The organism is Marivita sp. S6314, from assembly GCF_023015985.1.
Taxonomy (GTDB): Bacteria; Pseudomonadota; Alphaproteobacteria; order Rhodobacterales; family Rhodobacteraceae; genus Marivita.
Genome location: NZ_JALKAO010000002.1, coordinates 275,681 through 296,416, shown reverse-complemented (window position 1 = coordinate 296,416; position 20,736 = coordinate 275,681). Strand labels below are relative to the sequence as shown.

Here is a 20,736-nt window from a genome sequence, read left to right as displayed (position 1 = left end):
AGTCAAGTAAGCTCGATCCTCATTGGCTTTTCCTGCGTCGCAACGTTGCCATTTTTTGCACGCAACTTATGCACGCAGTAAGTGCCTGATATGAAAGAGACGGCTTAGGCGTGCAAAATTCGTGATTGTTGCACGGTTGGCTAAAGGCCGCCGTTCAAATAGATCGCGGCGAATTCGGGCAGAGAGCCCGAAACGACTAATGCTGCACTTTGCATGAATGTCTGATTACGAGTTTGAGTACATAGTCATTCGTCCGTTTCATTGCCTGCGGCAACGGCTCTTTCATGAATCGTTTCGTACGCCGCAATCACGAGGGACCTGAGCCACTTGCCGCCCGGGTCCTGCGATAGGCGCGCGCTCCAAAAAAAGCGGAAGGTTATATCAGGAAGATCAACCGGCGGGCGTTTGGCAAGAAGACCGTAGGTTCGCGTGTCTTCGACCATGAAGAGTTGAGCGGACGTTCCCAACATGTTTGTCCGTGCCAGGAGCGGTGCAACACCGGAAAACTCAGGAAGATGCGCTCCGATACGGCGCTCCATACCGTCGCGGGCAACCCGGTCTTCGACGGTTTGGCGCGCCGCATTAGACATGCCCACCATGACATGCGGCCAGTCGAGCCATGCCTGCTTGTTCCAGTTTTCAGCCGCTGGATGTCCTCTGCGCATGTAGGTGTAGCGTTCAAGGGTTGGCATTTTCTGTTCCATCAGCCCTTCTGGCAGGGGTTTGTCCGCGCCAAGCAGCGCAAGGTCGATCTCCTCATCGGCCACGGCATCGTACAGATGCGGGCCAAGGTTAACCCATTCCAGTGACACGCCGGGAGCTGCCTGATTGATCCGCGCGAAAACCTCGGCGATTAGCGCCGTGATCGCGGGCACGGCAATCCGGAACGTGCGGGTGCTGGTCGCTGGATCGAAGGGTTCAGGAGGCGTCACCACACGTTGGATTGAACGCAGGATCGGCCTGACATCCTCGATCAAGGTTTCGGCAAAGGGCGATGGCTGCATCTTGCCCCCGACCTTCACCATGAGCGGGTCACCCACCTGTTCTCGGAGACGTGCGAGGGCATGACTGACAGCCGAGGGCGTCTTGTTCAGCCTTTCCGCGGCTTTAGCGACAGAGCCCTCGTCCATCAGCGCCTCGAAGGTCACAAGCAGATTGAGATCGAGCCGGTGGAGGGGTGTCATGCCATTGTCTCCTCCCCCAGACGCGCGGTCACGAGCGCTGTCGCGTCTTCGTGCGCGACCCGGTAGGCATCCAGAACGATTTCTCTGATCCATACGAGTGCCGGGTCATTGGCCATACGTGACGACCAGAAGAACCGGACGTGAAACGGGTCCATGCGCATGAGTGGCCTTAGTGGTACAAGCCCGTAGGTTTCCATAACCGATGCCATAACTACTGGCGGCAATGTCACGATCAAATCACTCTCCGCAACCAATGGCCCGACAGCTGAAAACTCGGAAATGCGGGCGGCAATGCGCCGCTCGGTGCCTGGTTTGGGCGCGACTTCATCCACGGGGCTGCGAATGTCCGTGGCGACCGAGGCCACCTTGATATGCCCGTGACGATACCACGCCTCTTCCCCCCAATCCGCAATTGCGGGATGCCCATTTCGGATGAAGGAAATAAACTCCATCGGCGGCATTTCCGCCCAATCCAATCCATCGGGAAGCCGCCGCTCACCGCCGAGATGCTCCAGATCGATATGGCCCTCGGATACTGCCGCATAGACCTCTGTTGGGGTCTGAAGCCAGTCAATGTTTATCTTGGGTGCAGCCAACTGCACGTTGTTCATGACCGTGGACAAAACCGTCGCCGAAATCGGACAGGCAATACGGAACGTGCGTGCGGTGGAGGCCGGATCGAACGGTTCGGGCAACCGCAGCACCCGCTTGATACTGTTCAGGATGGGCCGCACGTCGTCGATCAGTTGCAAAGCGAAAGGGCTCGCCTGCATCTTTCCACCGACCTTCACCATAAGCGGATCGCCCACCTGATCGCGCAGTCGAGCAAGAGCATGACTGACCGCGGACGGTGTCTTGTTCAGTTTGACGGCCGCGCCCGCGACGCTGCTCTCCACCATGAGCGCCTCAAACACGACCAATAAATTCAGGTCGATTTTATGCAGCTGAATTTCGTTCATGACGGCTGAAATCGTTTCGTTAGGGTTCCGCTGCGTCACAGTGAATACTTTTGTTATCGAAACCACAAACAAAGAGGACACGAAAACGATGTTTTACAAGAGTTTTAAAACCGTAGGTCGCAGCACGGCGGCTGCTATCCTGGCCGTCGGACTATCCGCACCGGCCTTTGCAGAGGACAGGGTCGAAGCCGTCTCTGACGCCTTCTATGGCTTGCTGAATGAAATGATGGTCGGCATACCCGTTGCAGACCGGATCGCGCCACTCTGGCTTGATGCGGCGGGCGTAACAGCCATGCACCCCATCGGCGGCCGGGATGCCGGTCTGGAGGCCCTATCGGGTGCCTTTGACGGCGTGGCCAGCTTGGCCACCGGTGGCGATATTCGCATCGACGATCAGGCCATCGCTGTCTTCGGCGACACCGCCATCGAGACCGGGGTGGAGCGGGGCCGCGCCGTGCTGTCGGGCGAGGAGATCGCGCTCGAATACCGCGTGACCAACGTCTACTTGCGCACCGAGGACGGTTGGCGCATGGTGCACCACCACACTGACCTCTCCACACCGATCATCGACCTGCTCGCCCGCCTCGACGGCTGAGCCAAACCGGCGGCGACGCCGAACCTTCCCAACAAACCTAAACCGCAGACCGTAGGGCACTGTTCCGCGACCGGGAGAGGCATGTCCCACGGCCTGCATTCAGAAAGGAAAAAACCATGTCTCTCAAAGTCATCGGATCGGGCTTCGGCCGCACCGGAACCATGTCCACCAAACTCGCCCTCGAACAGCTCGGCTTCGGTCCTTGCCACCACATGACCGAAGTCATGGGAAATCCAGAACAGCCCGCCTTCTGGAAAGCACATGTGGATGGTGTGGAACTGGATTGGGCGGAGGTGTTCGCCGAATACACCAGCCAGGTCGATTTCCCAGGTGCGGCCGTCTGGCATGAGCTGTCAGTCGCTTTTCCTGACGCGAAGGTCATTCATACCGAACGCCCTGAAGAAGACTGGTGGGCCAGTTACTCGGCGACCATCGGGAAATTTTTCGAACTCCGTGAGAGCTTGCCCTTGCCGTCGCCGGTCGCGGCCATCTTCGAAACCATGGACAAACTGCTGATCCAGAGGGTCATGGGAGGCCTCGACAAAAACAGCGCTATTTCGGCCTATCGACGCAACAACGAAAAGGTTCGCGCGACCATCCCGGCAGACCGTTTGCTCATCTTCACACCGTCGGACGGTTGGGGTCCGCTTTGCGCATTCCTCGGCGTCGAGGAGCCGGAAGGAGACTTCCCGCGCAGCAACGCGCGCGACGAGTTTTGGGCACATTTTGGAGGAGAGCCGGTCACAGCATAGGACCGCTGCACCATCTGATACCTGCCATTCGTCCGGGTAAGGCGAGTGGCAGGTTTGTCCCGCATTGTGTGAGTTCGTAGGGCGCGAAATGAACGGCAGTTTGTGCAGTCTACGCGCAACCGTAAATAATCAAGACTTATGCACACCTTTCTGGAACCAATGATATCAATCGCTTGGAGCGTGCAGAAATCGCGTTCATAATGCCTGCATGACTTCTATCGGCTACGCGCGCATTTCCACTTCCGGCCAGACCCTCGATGCTCAGCTTGAACAGCTTGGCGCGGCAGGGTGCGATCCCGTGTTCAAAGAGACGATGAGTGGGGTGCGGAGCGATCGACCCGAGCTGAGGAAAGCCTTGGCCACGCTCTCCGAGGGGGATGTGCTGGTTATCACGCGCCTTGATCGGTTGGCCAGGTCAACACGCGATCTTCTGGATATCGTCCACGAGATCGAAACCAAGGGCGCGAAGTTGAAGGCGCTGACGGATTCATGGGCGGACACCACCACGCCCACCGGTAAACTCATTCTCACCGTCCTGGGCGGTCTTGCAGAATTCGAGCGATCCTTGATTGCCGAACGTACTGCCGAGGGCCGCGAACGTGCCAGACGGGCAGGGCGCAGGCTAGGCAGACCTCCAAAGCTTTCTCAGTATCAGCGCGAAGCGGTTCTCAAGATGCGCCGTGAGGGACAGGATAATGCCGAGATTGCGCGTGTTCTCGGGGTGTCCCGCCCGACGATCTCCCGCATCAAGTAACTTCAGCGCCGCTGATCCCCTGACTTTTGAATAGCTTCTTCGTGTCCGCTTTGCGGGGCGATTTTCTCCTGTTCTCGCCAAGAGTTTTGAGCGCGCCAGTCACGGCCTTCTTCTGGGCATCCATGGCAGACCCCCTCAGCCCTCGCAACGGCATACGCCGTCTTTTCGCTTTGCCCGCCCCTTCGGGGTGCAAGGGCTGTTTGGTCCTGCCTCACCGGTCGCCATCAGGCCGCGACAGTCGCGGCTTTCAAACGGCGAAAGGAAAAAGCTCATGGCCCGCAAGACACAGAAATTCGATATCCATCAGGAGATCACCACCCGCATCGTCGATGCGATCGAAACCGCCGGAGACTTCCGGCTTCCCTGGATCACGAACAAAGGCGGCAGCTTCGAGCGTCCTGTCAACATTGCATCCAAGAACCCCTACAACGGCATCAATGTCCTGAGCCTTTGGGTGTCCGCCCTGGCCTGCGAGTTTCCTTCCAATGTCTGGGGCACGTATCGCCAGTGGCAAGAGAAAGGCTGCCAGGTGCGCAAAGGCGAAAAATCCTCGCTCGTCGTCTTCTACAAGACCTTTGAAGTCGAAGACGTGAATGAAGAAACCGGTGAAGCTGAGGCAGGTGAGCGCATGATGGCTCGCGCCAGCCGCGTCTTCAACGCCGCCCAGGTGGAAGGTTTCGAAGTGGTGGTCGAAGAGCTTCCAGAAGAACCGACATTCGACTCGATCCAACGCGCGGAGGACTTCGCGCGCACCACGGGCGCACAGATCGAAGAGGGGGGCGATAAGGCATGTTTCATCCCGTCTCTGGACGTGATCCGCATGCCCGAGCGTCGTCGCTTCACGGGCACCGAAACCACAACCCCGGCCGAGGGCTTCTATTCAACACTTGCGCACGAGCTGGTGCATTGGTCGGGCGCTGAAAAGCGGCTCGCCCGCGATCTTTCAGGGCGCTTTGGCGATGAATCTTACGCGATGGAAGAGCTCATCGCCGAGCTCGGTGCCGCATTCATCTGCGCCGATCTCGGGATTACACCCGAGCCGCGTGACGACCATGCCTGCTACATCAAGAACGGGCTGCGCGTCCTGAAGAACGACAAGAAAGCGATCTTCAGCGCCGCCGCCAAGGCATCCCAGGCATCGACCTGGCTCCTCGCTCACGAGGACGGTGCGGCGTGAGCCGCACCTATTCCATCCCGCCCTTGTCCTTCATGAAAGGCGCTTTGCATGCAAGCCGCCGCGCCGTTCTTGAAAGGGCGCTTCGACCCCTCTGGGGTGTAAGGCAGATACCGGGGAAAAACGTGTCAGAACCTCTGGGGTTTTGCCCAGGGTTTGTGACACGTCTAAGTCATTGATTTCAGGAGAGCAGGGCAGGGTGGTCAGAACCCACCGTTTCTGGCAAACCGCCTTTCCTCGTCATTCGTTTCAAAGGCTATAGCCTTTGATTACGTTGCAAGCCATCATCAACGTAGTTGGCAGGTAAAAGCGGGATCGAGGATTGAAAGAGTTTATCGAAGCTACAATGCGCTGTGCAACAATGCCGGAGCAGTGGGACTACGCACTGGATGAGTTCAATGCCGCCTTTGGTATTTCCGCGTCATGCATGTTTTCCATTCACGAGTTCGAGGACAATCGCGCAGATTTTACGTGGAGCAAGTTTTTCCGAAACAAGCATCACGACGGAGTAGAAGCATTCATGCAGGCAGGGGCAGACGCGGATGATCGTCCTGCCTACGAGAATCTGTTCAGGTTGCAGCCTCAGCAGTTTTACGAGGAAATGGTCACCTTCGGGGTCGACACATATGATGACTTGCCGCCATCAAAGGTTCGAAACCTGACCGAAGGTTGGGGTTTCGTGATGCGTACCGCCGCTGCAGTGAATGCAACGGGCCCTTGGATTGATACCCTGCTATGCCAACACAGAGATCAGGATGAGTGGCAAAAACTGCTGAGGAATCGCAATGCTCAGATCGCCTTGCCGATCTTGGCGAACAGTCTCTCCCTTGGCCGCACGATCAGGGCACTACGCTCCCGATTCAACGCAGCCCTGGCCGTTTTGGATGCATTAGGACTCGGTGTGTTTCTAGTCGATGCAAAGCACAGCGTCATTGACCTGAACAAAGCCGCTGAGTGCATTTTGGATGCAGCAGACGGCATTCGCCTAAGCCCTAAACGTCAGCTCCTTCTCAGCAGTCCGGAAGCAGAGCAGAAACTGCGCACGCTGGTCGATGGGGCAAATGGCTTGTTGAACGGTGAAGTCGGACAGCTTGAGACCGTGATGGCAGTGCGCAAGCAGTCGGGCCGATACGACTACCTGCTGTCCGTACAACCGCTGAACGATGCAGAGGCTGAGTTGGAGGTCGGTCTGCGCTGCGCCTTCGTGACGATTATCGACCCGGCACGACATGGTTCATTGTCGATCGAGGGCCTACAGGCTTTGGGCCAATTGACAACCTCGGAGGCCGATGTCGTGCGCCTTTTGGTCAAAGGATACCGATTGAGTGAGGTCGCTGAGAGACGGGATGTCAGCATCAATACAGTAAAAACGCAGCTGAAAGACATCGTTCAAAAGCTGCGATGCTCGACCCAGAGTGACGTTATCCGCTTGGCAGCGGCAACTAGAATTCCGATGCGCGATCACCCGAACGGGTGATCATTCGCATGAGCGATCGCAATATGGTTCGCCCGTAGTCTTCTCTAGGAATCGAAGCTCATAACAACGAATAATGCCAAACGCGGAACTTCTTTGAATACATAATGAAAAAACAGATTGAAAATTTAAACTTGTCGCGCCGCGCGTTTTTCCCGACACTAGGAGTCGCTACTGTCTCGTTAGCATCTTGCCAAATAACTGAGACAACAAGCATGAATTCTACCTCGCAATCCCCCCCTAGACAGCGGCAGTCTTTGAGAAGGATTTCAGAAGCACCATTACCCAAAACACTAACTACCCAAACGCAAGGTTTCACACCACAGTTTGCAGATGGCAGCAACAATACTCCTCAATTAATCGAAATTGGTTACTCCTTGCACTGTGGAGGTACACGAGAATGGCTGCGCAATAATGGGAAAAAACTTGCATCCGACTTGAGATCAGGCAGAAAAGCAGCACTATTCTCTCATGTGGTCCGGTCTGAAACCGAATTATCGGTGGGAATAGAAGTGATGCGTGTTGGGCAAGAAAGATATCCCGAAGCAGTTTACGCAGCTTTCGGATTAATCCTAGCATTGAATAGACCTGTAAGCGCTCAAGAAATGCGTCAGTTTTTACGAGATTCTGGCTTTGGCGCTGCGCGAGGATTTTCTGAGCAGAATGCCGAGGTAGCACTTATAGGAGTGCTGAAGGCTTATCATGATGGACTAGGCAAAAGAAGTACGCCGATAATTTTAAACTCACAGGTAGGGTAATTATGAAGAAAAGAGTTGCAGTTCTTATGCTATTTTCCGCACTCGTTTCACCAAAAACTGCTTTGGCAATCAATTGCAACTTGTCTGATCCCGACGGTATAGCGCGTAGCTTTGGCTACAATCTGGCGGTTGGCGCGATCAAAGGAGCCGTTCTAGGGGGAATAGCTGCAGCGGCAACTTTTGCACTTATTCCTTCAACTGGTCTTGCCTTCACTGTCTTTGCAGGAGTAACTTTATATACTGGTGTATGGCCTGCGATGCGCTCGAACGTTTCTAACTCAATGGATTTTCTCGATGCTGCAGTTAATAATTTCTAGTAGACTACAGACGCTTTTTTTCGCAACCTTCGTCTCGTTGAATGCAAATTTTGCATATGCGCAAAGCACATTTGGACTCTGCGATACTCCTTCAGTAGAAGATTTTAACGCCAAGGCTCCAATTTCCTCATCAAAAGATAGAATTTCTAATATTGCAAAAGCTAAGTTTAGGCAGCTTAGTGGCGCACCGCGCATAACGAACACAGCCTTTAAAGAAGCGCAATCTAGGGCAAATCGTGGATCAATATCAATCTCTGCTGGTGATCTTTTGACTTCTGTTGGAGAAGGCGCATCTGTATTTAATGAATCGCGCCCAACCTCTTCTTCAAATACTCAGCCGCAATCCACTGGCCGAGCTCAAAATTGCGAATGTGATAGCGGCGATTTGCGTGATTGTTCATATGAGCTTTCAGGTATTCAAGAGCCAATCTGCTATTGAGGTTATAATATGAGAAGTATGATTTTTTTTACTATGGGCTCAGTTATGTTGACAGCTTGTTCTGAGGCTGGATGGGAGGGTTATGGTCCACGTAATCAGGGTGCAATCGGCAGAGCCTACGGATACTCAGATCGTAAAATCTCTGAGAATACCTTCTACGTAGACTACGTTGAAGCACCAGGATTTGCCACGGATGCTAGAGAGAAAGCGAAACGTCGTGCAACGGAGCTCTGCATCGAAAGTGGTTTTGTTCGTGCTGAATTTACGCCTCAGTTTCAGAATCAAGGCGATCTTATAATGGCATATGGAAATGCCACATGCCTTTCTTCTGGCGATCAAGTGATACAACTCACAGAAAAACAGCGAATTGAGCGTCGAATTCGCGAAATAGATGCAGAAATTGCATCATATAATACGTCAATTGCAGCCTCCAATGATGGACAAGCAATTTTTATTGATCCGACCCTGCGCACAATCGATGCTATCACTTCAGGTCTGTTTTCTAGAAGCGATCAGAATAATATAGCAAAACTACAGGCAGAACGTGCTCAATTGGTGAGTAGACTTCAATCTTTGTAGACTGACGTTGCTCGTCCTGATTATTGTGCGAAGGTTCGCTAAGAATCTGATATTGCAGTAATTTGTTTTCGCATAGCGAGATATTATATTCCGTGCCCGGTTAACAGGCCGTTAGGCCCCGGGCATCGCCAGACCGCCCGACAGGGCTGGCGATTTGGCTGGGCTTGGTGCTTGGAAAATTCGGAAGATGTCTTGGCTGCAATAAAGCGCTGTCGAACAGGTGTTGGGTCGCCATCCCGCGGTCTGGCGCTCCCCTTTCGATTACCCATCTACATACCATAAAACGTGTGTGGATGCCCCGTTTACTGTGAGTGAATTCAAAGTCTTGGAACGCCTGATCGGGTGCAGTCATGTGTCCGGCCTCTGGTGTGCCGCGACATGCACGGCGGGCCCTTATGGAGATGCGAGGCGCGGGCCCCAATCACATTAACGGGCTCGAAGGCCGCCGTTTTATCCTGGTTTTCCCGCTGCCGATCTCATGATCGTCGTGTTCCGTAACTTGTCCTTCGTCCTCTCAGTCCTGCCGGTATCCTGACTGCGCCGACTTAGGCGGCAGCCCGAATGTCGTAGTCGCATCTTTTGGTGAGCATTGCCCAAAGCTGTCGCGCCATCCGATTGGCCAGGGCAACGGCCACCACCATGCGTGGTCTTCTCGCAAGCATACGGCCGAGCCAGGGATCATCGCAATGGCCTTTGCGTTCGCTTGCACTGATGACGGACATCGCGCCGATGATCAGGAGTTTTCGCACGTCGCGCTGACCCATTTTCGTGATCCGCCCAAGCCGCTCCTTGCCGCCTGTTGAATGTTGTCGCGGCACCAATCCAAGCCAGGCGGCAAAATCCCGACCTTTGCGGAAATTCTCCGTCGGGGGACAAAAGGCTTGAATGGCCATCGCTGACATGGGGCCGATACCTGGCATGGTTTGCATGCGCCGAGCCTTTTCATTCCGCAGCGCCCCTTTCTTGATCTTCACATCGAGCGCAGCAACCTCCGTATCGACACTCTCGATCTGGCGCAGATACGCCTGCACGGTATTCGCGACGCCAGAGGGCGCTGCGTCCAATTCGACCCGGCAGCGTGATGCGAAGGCGTGCCCGTTGCGACGCTGCTGGGGCAAGATGATCCCGTATTCTGCCAGATGGGCACGTACCGCATTGATCAATTGAGTGCGTTGCCGCACGAAAAGTTCGCGCGTGCGAACGAGCACCGCCTGCGCTTGCTGGTCTTCGTCCTTCACGGCGACCGTTCGGATCGACGGCCGGGAGGTCGCTTCAGCAATCGCCTCTGCGTCAATGGCATCGTTCTTGTACCGCTTTACAAACGGTTTGACGTAAAGCGGTGGGATCAAGCGCACGTCATGACCGGCAGCGCGGGCCATGCGGCCCCAGTGGTGAGCCGAGCTGCACGCTTCCATGGCAACGATGCAAGGCGGCAGGTCTGACAGCATTTTCTCGAATTGCGGCCGGGTCAGTTTCTTCCTGAATATAACATAACCATCATTACACGTGCCACAGGCCGCGAACGTCCGCTTGGCCAAATCCACGCCCAAAATATGAAGCTCCGACATTGGTTTCCCTCCTTCTTTCTCAACCGATTCCATTATGAACCGGCAGGAGGGGCATCCAATCCATCGCATTATGGTTCAAGTATCGCTGTAGCCGCAAAGCTAAAATGTCACCCATGAGCAATTCAGGAATGTCACTCTGCCCTCAAAAATCAATGAGGGTGAGCGGACATGGGATGGGTGATTATGAGCGCGCGCGAGTTGAACCGCGTGGAGGTGCTGGCGCAGGTCGATGATGGTCGGCTGACGGTTGATAATGCAGTGAACATGTTAGACCTGACGCGTCGGCAGATTTTCCGACTGTTGAAGCGGTATCGTCAGGATGGCGCATCGGCAATCCGGCATAAGGCGCGCGGCAAGCCTCCGAACAACCGCATCCACAAAGCGAAGCGCGACTATGCTCTAAGCCTCATCAAAGAGGATTACGCGGATTTCGGGCCGACATTGGCTGCTGAGATGCTGGCCGAACATCATGGGCTCAAGGTGTCGCGCAAGACATTGCGCAAATGGATGGTCGAGGACGGGATTTGGTTGTCACGCAAGCAGCGACGCACATTTCACCAGCCGCGTTTGCGCCGGGAGTGCTTTGGTGAGTTGATCCAAATCGACGGCTCAGATCACAGATGGTTCGAAGATCGGGGTAACCCCTGCACCCTGCTCGTCTTCATTGACGATGCGACAAGCACATTGATGGAACTGCGCTTCGTAAATTCCGAGAGCACCTTCAGTTACTTCGAAGCCTTGGAAAGTTATCTGTTGAAGCATGGCCGCCCGGTCGCGTTCTACAGCGACAAACACACCGTCTTCCGCGTTCCAAAACCGAACGAGCACATGACCGGCATGATCCAATTCGGACGCGCCCTGGCTGAGCTGAACATCGAGATCATCTGTGCCAACAGTTCTCAGGCCAAAGGGCGTGTCGAACGCGCGAACCGAACGTTGCAGGACAGGTTGGTCAAGGAACTGCGCATTGCGGGTATCACCAACATGGAAGATGGCAACGCATTCCTGGTGGGCTTCGTTGAACGCTATAACGCGAAGTTTGCAAGGGCACCCGCCAAGCCAGATAACCTGCATCGCGCTTTGAACATCGAGCCGGATCGCCTCGCGGAAGTCTTTTGTCTGCGCGACAAACGCTATGTCACCAAGGATTTGACGCTGAAGTACGACCGCAAGCGCATCCGGCTGGAGGTCAACAACCTGACGCGCGGTCTCGTCGGCAAGTACGTGGACGTGTACGAGATGCCAGACGGGCGTATTCAGGTCCGCGCCAAAGGCGTCGCCGTGCCCTGTAGCATCTTCGACCCGCATCAGCAGCGGGTCACCCACGCAGCGATCACAGAGAACAAACACCTCAGCGCTGTGCTGGCGCATATCAAGAACGAGCAGGAGAAAGCCGCGTCTCCGCCGAAGGTCAAACCAATCAGCGCGAAGAATAATTACAAAAAGACTGGGCGTCGGAACACGGGCTGGAACACACTGGCTGACCGCAAACGCATCGCCGAACGCAAAGCCAGCCAGGGCTGCGATAGCTGAGGTCTCCGCCCTGTCAGGCTTTGCTCCCGTCATCGCCCTTGGTGACACTTCTACTTTGCGGACCGGGTGACATTTCTACTTGGTTGCAACATATCGCTCACATCGTGCCAATCTCGAAGCCAGGCAAGTCGTTCATGCGGTGTGGTGCATTGTGTGGTATGAAATTCTCATTTGAGTATAGATGCTCTATATAACAAATAATTACGAGAAATATTCGTAGGACTTCGTCTCCGCCATTATTCTGATGTCCTCAAAAGTGTATTACCCCTCGGCGCGCGGGCTCTGCTGATTCCCCTCAGCGACATCCGCGATGCGCTGCTGGGTAGGCGCAAAAAACCCCGCGCATTTGGGATGCGCGGGGTGTTCGGGCACGGTGGCTTAAATCTTGGCCAAAATGCGATCGATCGTGTCGCGGACGTCGTCCTTGGTTTCGCCCAGTTTTTGCTGAAGCTTTCCGATCAACTGTTCCCGGTCCCCCTTGGCTTCTTCGATGTCGTCATCGGTCAGGTCGCCGTAGGATTCGCGCAGTTGGCCTTTGATTTCTGTCCATTTGCCGTCAATGCGATCTTGGTCCATGACATGTCTCCTTTTGAGTTACGTGGGATTCGAATTGCGTTAGTTCGATGCGATGTCTTCGTCTTCGGTTGGCGGTGTGATCTCGACGGACGGAACAGTCACAGTGACCTCTTCTTCGGTGACGGTCACATCGCCCATTTCCGCGTCGAATTCCGGCAATTGGCCGCCTTCGATGTTGACCTCTGGCAGTTCGGCCTGCTGGGTCTGGTCGATGTCGATCATGTACACGCCAAAGGCGACGGCGATGGCGGCGATAACGGCTGCGATGGCAATTCCGATTTTCATAACAAGTCTCCTTCTTCTGACAGACAAACCCGTTTGAGGTGCGTGGGGTTCCCGGAATTTCTTGAAAACCCCGACATTTTGATTTGGCGCTGCACGCGCGTGGGGGTCAGGCGTCGCTGCGTGCGTCGCCCAGATTGTCGGCCTTGTATGCGCCGCGTTCGCCAAGCGGGCGGTGTGCGCCGATGGTGCTGTCGCGGGCGGTTTGGGCTTCGAGTTCGGCATCCAGAAGAGCCCCGAGAAGCACAACGAAGGCGGACAGCCACAGCCATGTGAGCAGCACGATCACGCCGCCCAGGGCGCCGAAGGTTTCGTTATAAGTGCCAAAGGACTGCACATAGGTGCTGAACGCGATGCTGCCTGCGACCCATAGCAGACAGGCGATCACGGCCCCCGGTGTCAGCCAGCGCCATTTGGCGGCGCGTCGGTCCGGGCCGTAGCGATACAGGACGGCGATACAGGCGACGCCGACACAGAACATCAGCGGCCAGCGTCCCAGCAGGATCAGGTCGGACAGGAACGGCGTCACACCGACAAAGGCGGCTATGGCGGGCAGGATGGCGACGACACCCAGGGCAAGGATCAGCGAGCCAAGCGTGAATGCGGTCAGGCCGAGGGTCAGCGCCTTGAGCTTGAGAAAACCGCGGTCCTCGTGTTCTTCATAGACGATGTTCAGCCCGGAAATCATGTTGGCGATGGCCTTGGAGGCCGAGTACAGCGCGAGCGCCAGCGCAAACAGGGCGGCAAATCCAAGCGCGGTTTCGTCGGCGGACGCTACGTCCCGCATTTGGCCGAGGATGATGTCCTGTGCGGCGTTGGGCAGCACGGCGGCAAATTCGGACGAGTTTTCTACGATCACGTTGCGTTCCATGAACAATCCCGCCAAGGCGACGCCGGATGTGATGGCCGGAAACAGCGAGAGGAGGCCGTAAAAGGCGATCCCGGCGGCGATCAGGCCAAGGTTGGCGGTGCCTTGCCTGTTCCAGATGCGCATGGCGACGTCCAGAAGGCCCTTGGCTGGAATCTCGGATGGTCGCGTGGCGGTGCGTCCACGGGTCATGGTGCTCTCCCTGTTGCAACGTCGGTTTGGGAGGTAACCGATGACGGGCCGGTTTGGTTCCGGCGGCGCGCATGGGAGTGCGTGCTGGCCCAGCCGGATTTGGCGGGTGATTTACACCATATCCTCGGTCACGCCGGGCAAGGGTTGGGCGAGATCTGCGTGGTTTTGCAGATCGTGTGGCACGAGGAACCCGGTGCGGTTTTCGGGGCGGACCACGCCGTTTCGGGAGATGCTGCTCTGCCAGTGTTGCTGCAAGGACGTGATCGACAACGCGTCGGGGGACAGGGGGTCGAACCACCAATGCTGGCAGAGCTTGTGGCGGGTATGGGCCACGCGCTCCGGGTCCGTCGTGTCAATTGCTGCCTCGGTGTCCCAGCGCAGGGAGCGGCCGTTGAGATTGCCGGACCCGATCATCGCATAGGTGTCGTCAACAACCAGCACTTTGTTATGGACGTGGATCGTCGGCGAGCCGCAAAGCGTCAGCGCGCTGGTGCGATCCGCAAGCACCGGACGCACCGGTGTTGTCAGCGTCAGGCGATCGCCAAATCCGTTTCGGATGGTCTCAAGCGCGGTGTTCTGCAGGGCCATGCCGTAGCGCGTGTCGAGACCGTCATTGTCTTCGATCGTTAACGCCTCGGGCAGGGCGGGCAGAATGATAATCGCACGCAGGTCGGGCGTTTTCTGTGCCGCCTCGGCCAGCGCTTCGGCAATCGGGGTCGAGCGTACGTATTGGGTTTCGATGTGGATCAGGTGCCGGGCCTGGGCAAAGGCTTTGAGATGCGCGTCTTCGATCTCGGTCAGGACCGAGCGTGGCGACAGGAACGGGAACTGGATGCGCCGCGGTGTGGACAGGGTGCGTTTGAGATGGCGCGCAGCGGAGGGGGGCTGTTTGCCGGTACAGGCCTGCGCAAATGTCTTGAGGTGCGCGCGCGCTTCGGCCACTTCGGGGCCGCGCATGAGGACTTGCACGTCCGACCAGGTTTCCGTTGCCGGAAGATCGTGGTCTTTCGTGTCCCAGCGCCGTTCATTCAGATCAAGCCCGCCGATATACAGAAGATCATTGTCGATCACCGCCAGTTTCTGATGGTGGGTGACCGTGTTCATTCCGGGCAGATCGTCAGACCGCAGGCGGACAGCCTGACGTTCCAGTTCCTGTGGCGACAGATCGGCCAGCGCGGCGTTCCGGCGTTTCAGCACATTGGGCAGAAAGGTCAGCCACGGCAGGCCGCCCGCCTTGGCGGCGTGCATGTCGGCGGTCACGGACACGCGGCCCGGCGTATCGCGGGTGACTTCGGCCAGCGCCACGCCCTGGCGCACGGTCATCCAGGCCAGTTCGTGCAGCGCGGTGCCGACCACGGGGTCGAAATCGCTGACCGTCAGTTCAAAATGCACACCTTTGGACACCACATGGGCCAGCAGATCGAACCAATCGTCACCCACGGCGCGAGCCTCGGCAGAGCGCAGCTTGGTGCGCATGTCGAAGATGCGAAACCCGGCGACGATTTCGGATTTCGCGTTGAGAATCGCCTTTTCAAACGCGGGCCACGCCTCTTCGGCTGTCACGAGAACTTCGAAATCATGCGGCATCGGCGTCACTTTCGAAATTTCGGCGCTCGAAGGTGATTTCGAACACGAACTGGTCGCCGCGCACGCCCGAATGCGCGGTGCCGTCCAACTGGCGAATAAAGGCCTTGAGCAGTTGCGAGCCAAGCCCGTCGCCGGGGCCATCTGGCTGGATCGCGTCCGGGTCGCCAACGGGGTTGGTGATCATCAATCGCGCGACGTTGTTGCCGTGCTCTTCAAGAACCACGCGCACCGGATCGGCCCCTTCGGCGGACGATGAATACTTGAATGCGTTGGTCAGGGCTTCGGCGATCATCATCGACAACGGCACGGCCTGATCGGGATAGAGCGGGAACGAGACCAGATCGGTCTCGACCTCCATCTGGTGATCCGGGATCAGGTTCGACGCATCCGCAACAACGGTGTTGATCAGATCCTCACTGTCAATCGTGGTGACATCCGTCGTCGTATAAAGGGTTCGGTGCAGCATTGCGAGCCCGCGCACGCGCTGTTGAAGGCCCGACAAGAGCTGTTTTGCCTCGGTGGTGGTGGCCCGCCGCATCTGCATGTTCATGATCGACGCGATCAGTTGCAGGTTGTTCTTGACCCGGTGGTGGACCTCTCTCAGCAACACCTCCTTGTCGCGCAGATCGGTTTCCTGCCGTGCTTCTGCCTCGGACAGGATCAGCGTCATGCGGTTAAACGCGCGCTGGGCTTCTTCGAATTCCTGCGGTGGATTGTCTAGATCAAGCGGCGTGGGTTCGCGCGTGCCCAAGGCGAACTGCCGCATCCCAGAGCGCAGTTCACGCAAATGCCGCAGAACAAGATGTTGAACGCCAAGAACTGCTACGCCCAGACCGGTGAGCCACATCAACGCGGGGAACAGGATCGGTACGATCGACGAAAGTCCGTTGCTGCCTCCGAACGTCGGGCTGACGGGCCAGCTTCCCACCAGGAACAGCGTGTCTTCCACCAAGGGTGCAACGGCAAAGAGCCTGTCGCGCCCGTCCCTCGACTTGGATCGGAACGTCTCACCCGTCCTTAAAGCGAGGTCTTTCAGATCCATGTTTGCAGGCAGATACCCATCGTTGTCATCAGAGCCCAGCGTCGCGGCGATCAGATCGCCTTCGGAGTTAAAGGACGCCACCTTGAGACCCATCATTTCGGTCCCCGCGGTCTCTAGCGCCAGGGTGTGCGGGATCGAAATCGACACGCGCCCCAGAAGGCCGGCAGGCCCCTGCACCGGCTGGGATACGATCACAACCGGTCGTCCTGTCACCGCTCCCTGTAAGTTGACTTCGACAAAGGGCCCTTCGCGTTGGATCGCTGTCTCGAAATCCGGCATTTGCGACAGGTCGATGGGCGCCCCGTTCGTGCTGCAGGTCATGATGCCATTGCGGGGCAGGAACCCGGCAAAGATGTATATCGGACTGGATCTGACCATGTTTTGCATCGCGGCATTACATTGCGTGTCGTCCAGTGACGTCACGATGCTGGCCAGGCTTTCGGCGGCGCCGAGCGCCTGCTGAACAAGGCGGCGTTCCTGATCCGCGGCTTCCTTGGTCTGTGCCAGCAGCGCAGCGCGAGACACCGCTTCGGCCTCTTGCACAACCACGCGGGTTTGCCAGATGGAGATTAACCCAAGCGGCAGCAAGGCCAGTGTCATAAGTAACACCAGCCTTGTGATCAGACGTTTGGGCAAAAACTGCGCGATGGTCATAGAGTTAGGGTCAAGCGACGTTTTTTTGTGCTGCAACAATGCCTGCGGTGACGCTGTCGGTCATTTCAATCGCATCGTCTTCGTCGATGGACATCAGTTCGGCCAGACGCGCCCGTGCACGGTTTACCCGGCTTTTGATGGTGCCCACGGCCACGCCGCAGGTTTCGGCAGCTTCTTCATAGGAAAACCCGGCCGCGCCAACCAGCACCAGCGCTTCGCGTTGTTCGTCGTTCAATTTGTCAAATGCGGTGTTGAAATCGCGCATTTGCAGACGTCCGTCATGGTCGGGTTTCTGGGCCACGGCTTCGGACATCACACCATCTACATCCGCCACTTCGCGACGCGCCTTGCGGTGGTGCGAATAATAGGTGTTGCGCACGATTGTGAACAACCACGCACGCATGTTGGTGCCCGGTTCAAAACTTTCGATTTTCGTCCAGGCCTTGACCAGTGCGTCCTGCACCATGTCATCGGCCAACGCGGAATTGCGGGTCAGGCTCATGGCGAATGCGCGCATGGCCCCCAGATGCTCGACCAGCTCATCGCGGGGTTCAATCGTCATTGCGGGACTCCTGCGACGCTTTCGACTTTTCGGCGTTACGAAGCTGGGCCAGAAGATCGGTGAACCGATCCGGCACTTCTTCGCGGCTGACCTCATCGAAGGCGCGCTTTAAATTTGCCTCTATATCGTCTGAGAAACTTGATCTTGATTTATGTTGGTTCATTTTTCTCACGTGAAAACTGTTGTCGACTTGGAACCTAACGCGGTTTTGTGCGTTTGGTTCCCGATGTGGGAAAAAAAATTCGAGGGAGTTCCAATCATGACTATCACCGGATCCGCTGAGATCTCAGATCGCATCGGCGAAAACCTTCCGTACCTGCGCCGCTACGCGCGCGCGCTGACGGGTTCGCAGGACGAAGGGGACCGCTATGCCATCCTGACACTCGAGGCGATCCTCGCCGATCTGAGCCTGTTCGAAGAGGGCCTGTCGCCGCGCGTGGCACTGTACAAGGTGTTTCAGAGCATCTGGTCGACCAGCGGTGGCCAGTTCGAACCGGAAGAGGGCGGCGTGAGAAATCGCGCGTACAAGCATCTTGCCGGTCTGACGCGGGACACGCGCGAGGCGCTGTTGCTGCACACGATTGAAGAGCTGTCGCATGACGATGTGGCCACCGTTATGGGCCGGTCCGTCGAGGAAGTGCGCGAACTTGTGGATGTCGCCTACAAGGAAATGGCGAAATCCGTTTCGGGCAAAGTGATGATTATCGAAGACGAAGCGATCATTGCCATGGACCTTGAAGCCATTGTCGGAGAGATGGGCCATCAGGTCACCGGCGTGGCGCGGACGGAAACCGACGCATTGGAGCTGTTCGAGAAGGAAACGCCGCATCTGATCCTGTCCGATATCCAGTTGGCCGACAATTCAAGCGGTGTGGACGCGGTGAACAAGATCCTGACGGATGCGCCGGATATTCCGGTGATTTTCATCACCGCCTTCCCGGAACGCCTGTTGACGGGCGAGGGGCCGGAACCCGCGTTCCTGATTTCCAAGCCGTACACCGAGGATCAGGTCCGCTCGGCTGTCAGCCAAGCGATGTTCTTTTCGTCAACCGAGACATTGAAGGTATAAAGTAAAAAGGGGCAGTGTTCGCTGCCCCTTAAATTGCGAACAGTGGTTCGATCTGGACACCTGTGACTTCTCTGAGGACATGGGTTTTCCCGATTAATCAGCAATAATCACAGAGCTGCGCCCGACTCTGGGTGGGCGCGGGGCTGGTCGCCTCGCGCCAAAGGCGTTCCGTTCCGTTATGCCGCCAGTTTGGCCGTCGGCATGCCGCCATTGGACGCATAATCGACGCGCACGGACACAAGCGTCGGCCCTTCAGCCGTCAGGCCCGAGCGCAGCAGTTCCTGTACCTCCTCAAGCGTCGCGGCATGGGCATGTGTCCAGCCAAAGGACGACGCCAGTTTTGACCAAACCGGATTGTTGAAACTGAACTCCGGATGCGCGTCCTCCTGATGTTCATCAATCAGACCGTACCCGCCATCTTCCCAGACCATCACCGTCAGGCGTAGGCCCAGCCGCGCGGCGGTTTCCATTTCCTGAATGTTCATCATCACATCGCCGTCGCCACAGATCGCCAACACGCGGCCCTGGTCCTGAAGCCGTGCGGCGGCGATGGCTCCGGGCAGGGCGAGGCCCATTCCGGCAAGCCCATTGGGCACGATCACCTGTCCCGCGCGTTTCGCGATCACCTGTCGGGCGATCCAGAGCTTGTGCAGGCCAACGCCGGACAGCACCGTGTCTTCCGCGCGGATGGTGTTCGAAATCGCGGCGCACAGATCATGCGGCGACACCGCGCCGTCACGCGACGATCCGGCGGTCCGCGACAGGTGGCGGCGCATTCCGTCGCGCACGGCTTCGAAGGTTGGGCAGGGATCCCATGTGATGTCGTCCAGAGTGTCGGCCAGGACATCAAGTGCCTGCGTCAGATCCCCCACGGCTTCGGCGGCGATGTGCCATCCGCTGTCGAGCGGCGCAGGGGTCAGGGAGAGGGCGACAACGGGTGTGTCGCCTTGGGTCAGGTTGGATGTCGCGTATTCGATCGGGTCAAAGCCGACGGTGACAATCAGGTCCGCGGCTTCAAGCGCCAGATCGATGATGTCGTCCTCGGGCTGGCCCACGGTGAACAGCGTTTGCGGGTGATCGGGTGCAAGAATACCCTTGGTCATAAAGGTTGTGGCCAGTGGCATGGCGGTTGCATCCACAAAGCGTCGCACGGCGTCGACGGCGTCGCCGCGCAGGACACCGGCCCCTGCGATCAGAACGGGCCGTTTTGCGCGGCGCATCTGGTCGCTTACGGCTGACAGGCTGTCCTGATGAGGCCGGCCAAACCGTTGCGGTGTCGCGGGAATGATCGGTGCATCTGTCGTTTCCGCCGCCACATCTTCGGGCAGGCACAGATGCACGGCACCGGGTTTTTCGTGGGTGGCACGGCGCACGGCCTCGGCGGTTGAGGCGGGAATGTCATCGGCGGTGATCAGCGTGCGGCTGAACTTGGTCACGGGCGCAAACAGCGCTTCGAGATCAATGACCTGATGGCTTTCGCGTTTGAGCCGCCCGCGTGCGGCCTGACCTGCGATGGCGATCAGGGGGACGTGATCAAGATGGGCATCGGCCACACCTGTCACCAGATTGGTCGCCCCCGGTCCCAGCGTCGCCAGACAAACCGCAGGTGTGCCGCTGATGCGACCATGCACAGAGGCCATGAAGGCCGCCGCCTGTTCGTGGCGACACAGGACAAAGTCCAGATCGCTGTCGTGGATGGCGGTCATGAGATCGGTGGTTTCTTCGCCGGGAACACCAAAAACGGTGGTGATGCCTTGGGCGGATAAAGCTTCAAGAAGGGCTGCAGCGCCGGTGCGGGACTGGGTCATATGAATCCTG

The 20,736-nt window shown here is 57.2% G+C and carries 23 protein-coding genes; 11 read left to right on the top strand and 12 right to left on the bottom strand.

Annotated features, from left to right (window positions below; all coding sequences use genetic code 11):
- Nucleotides 1-245: 245 nt before the first annotated feature.
- Both MWU54_RS05855 and MWU54_RS05850 read right to left on the bottom strand, forming a co-directional pair.
- Nucleotides 246-1,184 carry a LysR family transcriptional regulator gene (locus MWU54_RS05855; protein WP_247081460.1) on the bottom strand — a complete coding sequence of 313 codons (939 nt, stop codon included), beginning with the start codon at nucleotides 1,182-1,184 and terminating at the stop codon, nucleotides 246-248.
- The gene (locus MWU54_RS05850) at nucleotides 1,181-2,224 is read right to left on the bottom strand and encodes a LysR family transcriptional regulator (protein WP_247081459.1); all 1,044 of its coding nucleotides are present in this window, start codon (nucleotides 2,222-2,224) and stop codon (nucleotides 1,181-1,183) included. The genes MWU54_RS05855 and MWU54_RS05850 overlap by 4 nt, the downstream gene beginning before the upstream one ends.
- 7 nt (nucleotides 2,225-2,231) lie before the next feature.
- Between MWU54_RS05850 and MWU54_RS05845 the strand changes: the two genes are divergently transcribed.
- From MWU54_RS05845 to MWU54_RS05835, 3 genes are all read left to right on the top strand, one after another.
- Complete coding sequence (locus MWU54_RS05845; protein ID WP_247081458.1) at nucleotides 2,232-2,738, top strand: DUF4440 domain-containing protein; 507 nt, start codon at nucleotides 2,232-2,234, stop codon at nucleotides 2,736-2,738.
- A gap of 116 nt (nucleotides 2,739-2,854) precedes the next feature.
- The gene (locus MWU54_RS05840) at nucleotides 2,855-3,490 is read left to right on the top strand and encodes a sulfotransferase family protein (protein ID WP_247081457.1); all 636 of its coding nucleotides are present in this window, start codon (nucleotides 2,855-2,857) and stop codon (nucleotides 3,488-3,490) included.
- A gap of 208 nt (nucleotides 3,491-3,698) precedes the next feature.
- On the top strand, nucleotides 3,699-4,244 hold the full coding sequence (locus MWU54_RS05835) for a recombinase family protein (protein ID WP_247081456.1): 546 nt from the start codon (nucleotides 3,699-3,701) through the stop codon (nucleotides 4,242-4,244).
- Here the strand turns inward: MWU54_RS05835 and MWU54_RS18715 are convergent.
- On the bottom strand, nucleotides 4,237-4,368 hold the full coding sequence (locus MWU54_RS18715) for a hypothetical protein (protein WP_281495991.1): 132 nt from the start codon (nucleotides 4,366-4,368) through the stop codon (nucleotides 4,237-4,239). The two genes, MWU54_RS05835 and MWU54_RS18715, sit on opposite strands and share 8 nt — an antisense overlap.
- A gap of 147 nt (nucleotides 4,369-4,515) precedes the next feature.
- Here MWU54_RS18715 and MWU54_RS05830 point away from each other — a divergent pair, with 147 nt between their 5' ends.
- The 6 genes from MWU54_RS05830 (at nucleotide 4,516) to MWU54_RS05805 (ending at nucleotide 8,985) form a co-directional block, all read left to right on the top strand.
- Nucleotides 4,516-5,421, top strand: a complete 906-nt coding sequence (locus MWU54_RS05830) for a zincin-like metallopeptidase domain-containing protein (RefSeq protein ID WP_247081455.1) — start codon at nucleotides 4,516-4,518, stop codon at nucleotides 5,419-5,421.
- Between the two features lie 319 nt (nucleotides 5,422-5,740).
- Nucleotides 5,741-6,895 (top strand): helix-turn-helix transcriptional regulator, encoded by a 1,155-nt coding sequence (locus MWU54_RS05825; protein WP_247081454.1) that lies wholly within the window; start codon nucleotides 5,741-5,743, stop codon nucleotides 6,893-6,895.
- Nucleotides 6,896-6,999: 104 nt separating this feature from the next.
- Nucleotides 7,000-7,650: a hypothetical protein gene (locus MWU54_RS05820; protein ID WP_247081453.1), complete on the top strand. Its 651-nt coding sequence runs from the start codon at nucleotides 7,000-7,002 to the stop codon at nucleotides 7,648-7,650.
- Between the two features lie 2 nt (nucleotides 7,651-7,652).
- On the top strand, nucleotides 7,653-7,967 hold the full coding sequence (locus MWU54_RS05815) for a hypothetical protein (protein ID WP_247081452.1): 315 nt from the start codon (nucleotides 7,653-7,655) through the stop codon (nucleotides 7,965-7,967).
- On the top strand, nucleotides 7,945-8,406 hold the full coding sequence (locus MWU54_RS05810; protein WP_247081451.1) for a hypothetical protein: 462 nt from the start codon (nucleotides 7,945-7,947) through the stop codon (nucleotides 8,404-8,406). Before MWU54_RS05815 ends, MWU54_RS05810 begins: the two co-directional genes overlap by 23 nt.
- 18 nt (nucleotides 8,407-8,424) lie before the next feature.
- On the top strand, nucleotides 8,425-8,985 hold the full coding sequence (locus MWU54_RS05805; RefSeq protein WP_247081450.1) for a hypothetical protein: 561 nt from the start codon (nucleotides 8,425-8,427) through the stop codon (nucleotides 8,983-8,985).
- A 545-nt stretch (nucleotides 8,986-9,530) separates the two neighbouring features.
- On the opposite strand, the gene MWU54_RS05800 is transcribed toward MWU54_RS05805, so the two are convergent.
- A complete protein-coding gene (locus tag MWU54_RS05800) occupies nucleotides 9,531-10,553 on the bottom strand; it encodes an IS110 family transposase (RefSeq protein ID WP_247082186.1) in 1,023 nt (340 codons plus the stop codon).
- Nucleotides 10,554-10,721: 168 nt separating this feature from the next.
- Between MWU54_RS05800 and MWU54_RS05795 the strand changes: the two genes are divergently transcribed.
- Entirely contained in the window at nucleotides 10,722-12,086 is a 1,365-nt protein-coding gene (locus MWU54_RS05795; RefSeq protein ID WP_247081449.1) for an ISNCY family transposase, read from the top strand.
- A 378-nt stretch (nucleotides 12,087-12,464) separates the two neighbouring features.
- Here the strand turns inward: MWU54_RS05795 and MWU54_RS05790 are convergent, their stop codons facing one another.
- The 7 genes from MWU54_RS05790 to MWU54_RS05760 all read right to left on the bottom strand — a co-directional run bounded on the left by MWU54_RS05790 (nucleotide 12,465) and on the right by MWU54_RS05760 (nucleotide 18,012).
- Complete coding sequence (locus MWU54_RS05790; protein WP_247081448.1) at nucleotides 12,465-12,662, bottom strand: CsbD family protein; 198 nt, start codon at nucleotides 12,660-12,662, stop codon at nucleotides 12,465-12,467.
- A 39-nt stretch (nucleotides 12,663-12,701) separates the two neighbouring features.
- Nucleotides 12,702-12,947 carry a hypothetical protein gene (locus tag MWU54_RS05785; protein ID WP_247081447.1) on the bottom strand — a complete coding sequence of 82 codons (246 nt, stop codon included), beginning with the start codon at nucleotides 12,945-12,947 and terminating at the stop codon, nucleotides 12,702-12,704.
- A 106-nt stretch (nucleotides 12,948-13,053) separates the two neighbouring features.
- A complete protein-coding gene (locus tag MWU54_RS05780; protein ID WP_247081446.1) occupies nucleotides 13,054-14,004 on the bottom strand; it encodes a YihY/virulence factor BrkB family protein in 951 nt (316 codons plus the stop codon).
- Between the two features lie 111 nt (nucleotides 14,005-14,115).
- A complete protein-coding gene (locus MWU54_RS05775; protein ID WP_247081445.1) occupies nucleotides 14,116-15,591 on the bottom strand; it encodes a phospholipase D family protein in 1,476 nt (491 codons plus the stop codon).
- Nucleotides 15,581-17,233 carry a sensor histidine kinase gene (locus MWU54_RS05770; RefSeq protein ID WP_247081444.1) on the bottom strand — a complete coding sequence of 551 codons (1,653 nt, stop codon included), beginning with the start codon at nucleotides 17,231-17,233 and terminating at the stop codon, nucleotides 15,581-15,583. The genes MWU54_RS05775 and MWU54_RS05770 overlap by 11 nt, the downstream gene beginning before the upstream one ends.
- A 64-nt stretch (nucleotides 17,234-17,297) precedes the next feature.
- Nucleotides 17,298-17,849, bottom strand: a complete 552-nt coding sequence (locus MWU54_RS05765) for an RNA polymerase sigma factor (RefSeq protein ID WP_247081443.1) — start codon at nucleotides 17,847-17,849, stop codon at nucleotides 17,298-17,300.
- Nucleotides 17,839-18,012: a NepR family anti-sigma factor gene (locus tag MWU54_RS05760; protein WP_247081442.1), complete on the bottom strand. Its 174-nt coding sequence runs from the start codon at nucleotides 18,010-18,012 to the stop codon at nucleotides 17,839-17,841. Before MWU54_RS05760 ends, MWU54_RS05765 begins: the two co-directional genes overlap by 11 nt.
- A 96-nt stretch (nucleotides 18,013-18,108) precedes the next feature.
- Here MWU54_RS05760 and MWU54_RS05755 point away from each other — a divergent pair, with 96 nt between their 5' ends.
- Nucleotides 18,109-18,918 carry a response regulator gene (locus MWU54_RS05755; RefSeq protein WP_247081441.1) on the top strand — a complete coding sequence of 270 codons (810 nt, stop codon included), beginning with the start codon at nucleotides 18,109-18,111 and terminating at the stop codon, nucleotides 18,916-18,918.
- Nucleotides 18,919-19,094: 176 nt separating this feature from the next.
- Here MWU54_RS05755 and MWU54_RS05750 read toward each other — a convergent pair whose 3' ends face one another.
- The gene (locus tag MWU54_RS05750; RefSeq protein WP_247081440.1) at nucleotides 19,095-20,726 is read right to left on the bottom strand and encodes an acetolactate synthase large subunit; all 1,632 of its coding nucleotides are present in this window, start codon (nucleotides 20,724-20,726) and stop codon (nucleotides 19,095-19,097) included.
- Between the last annotated feature and the right edge of the window lie 10 nt (nucleotides 20,727-20,736).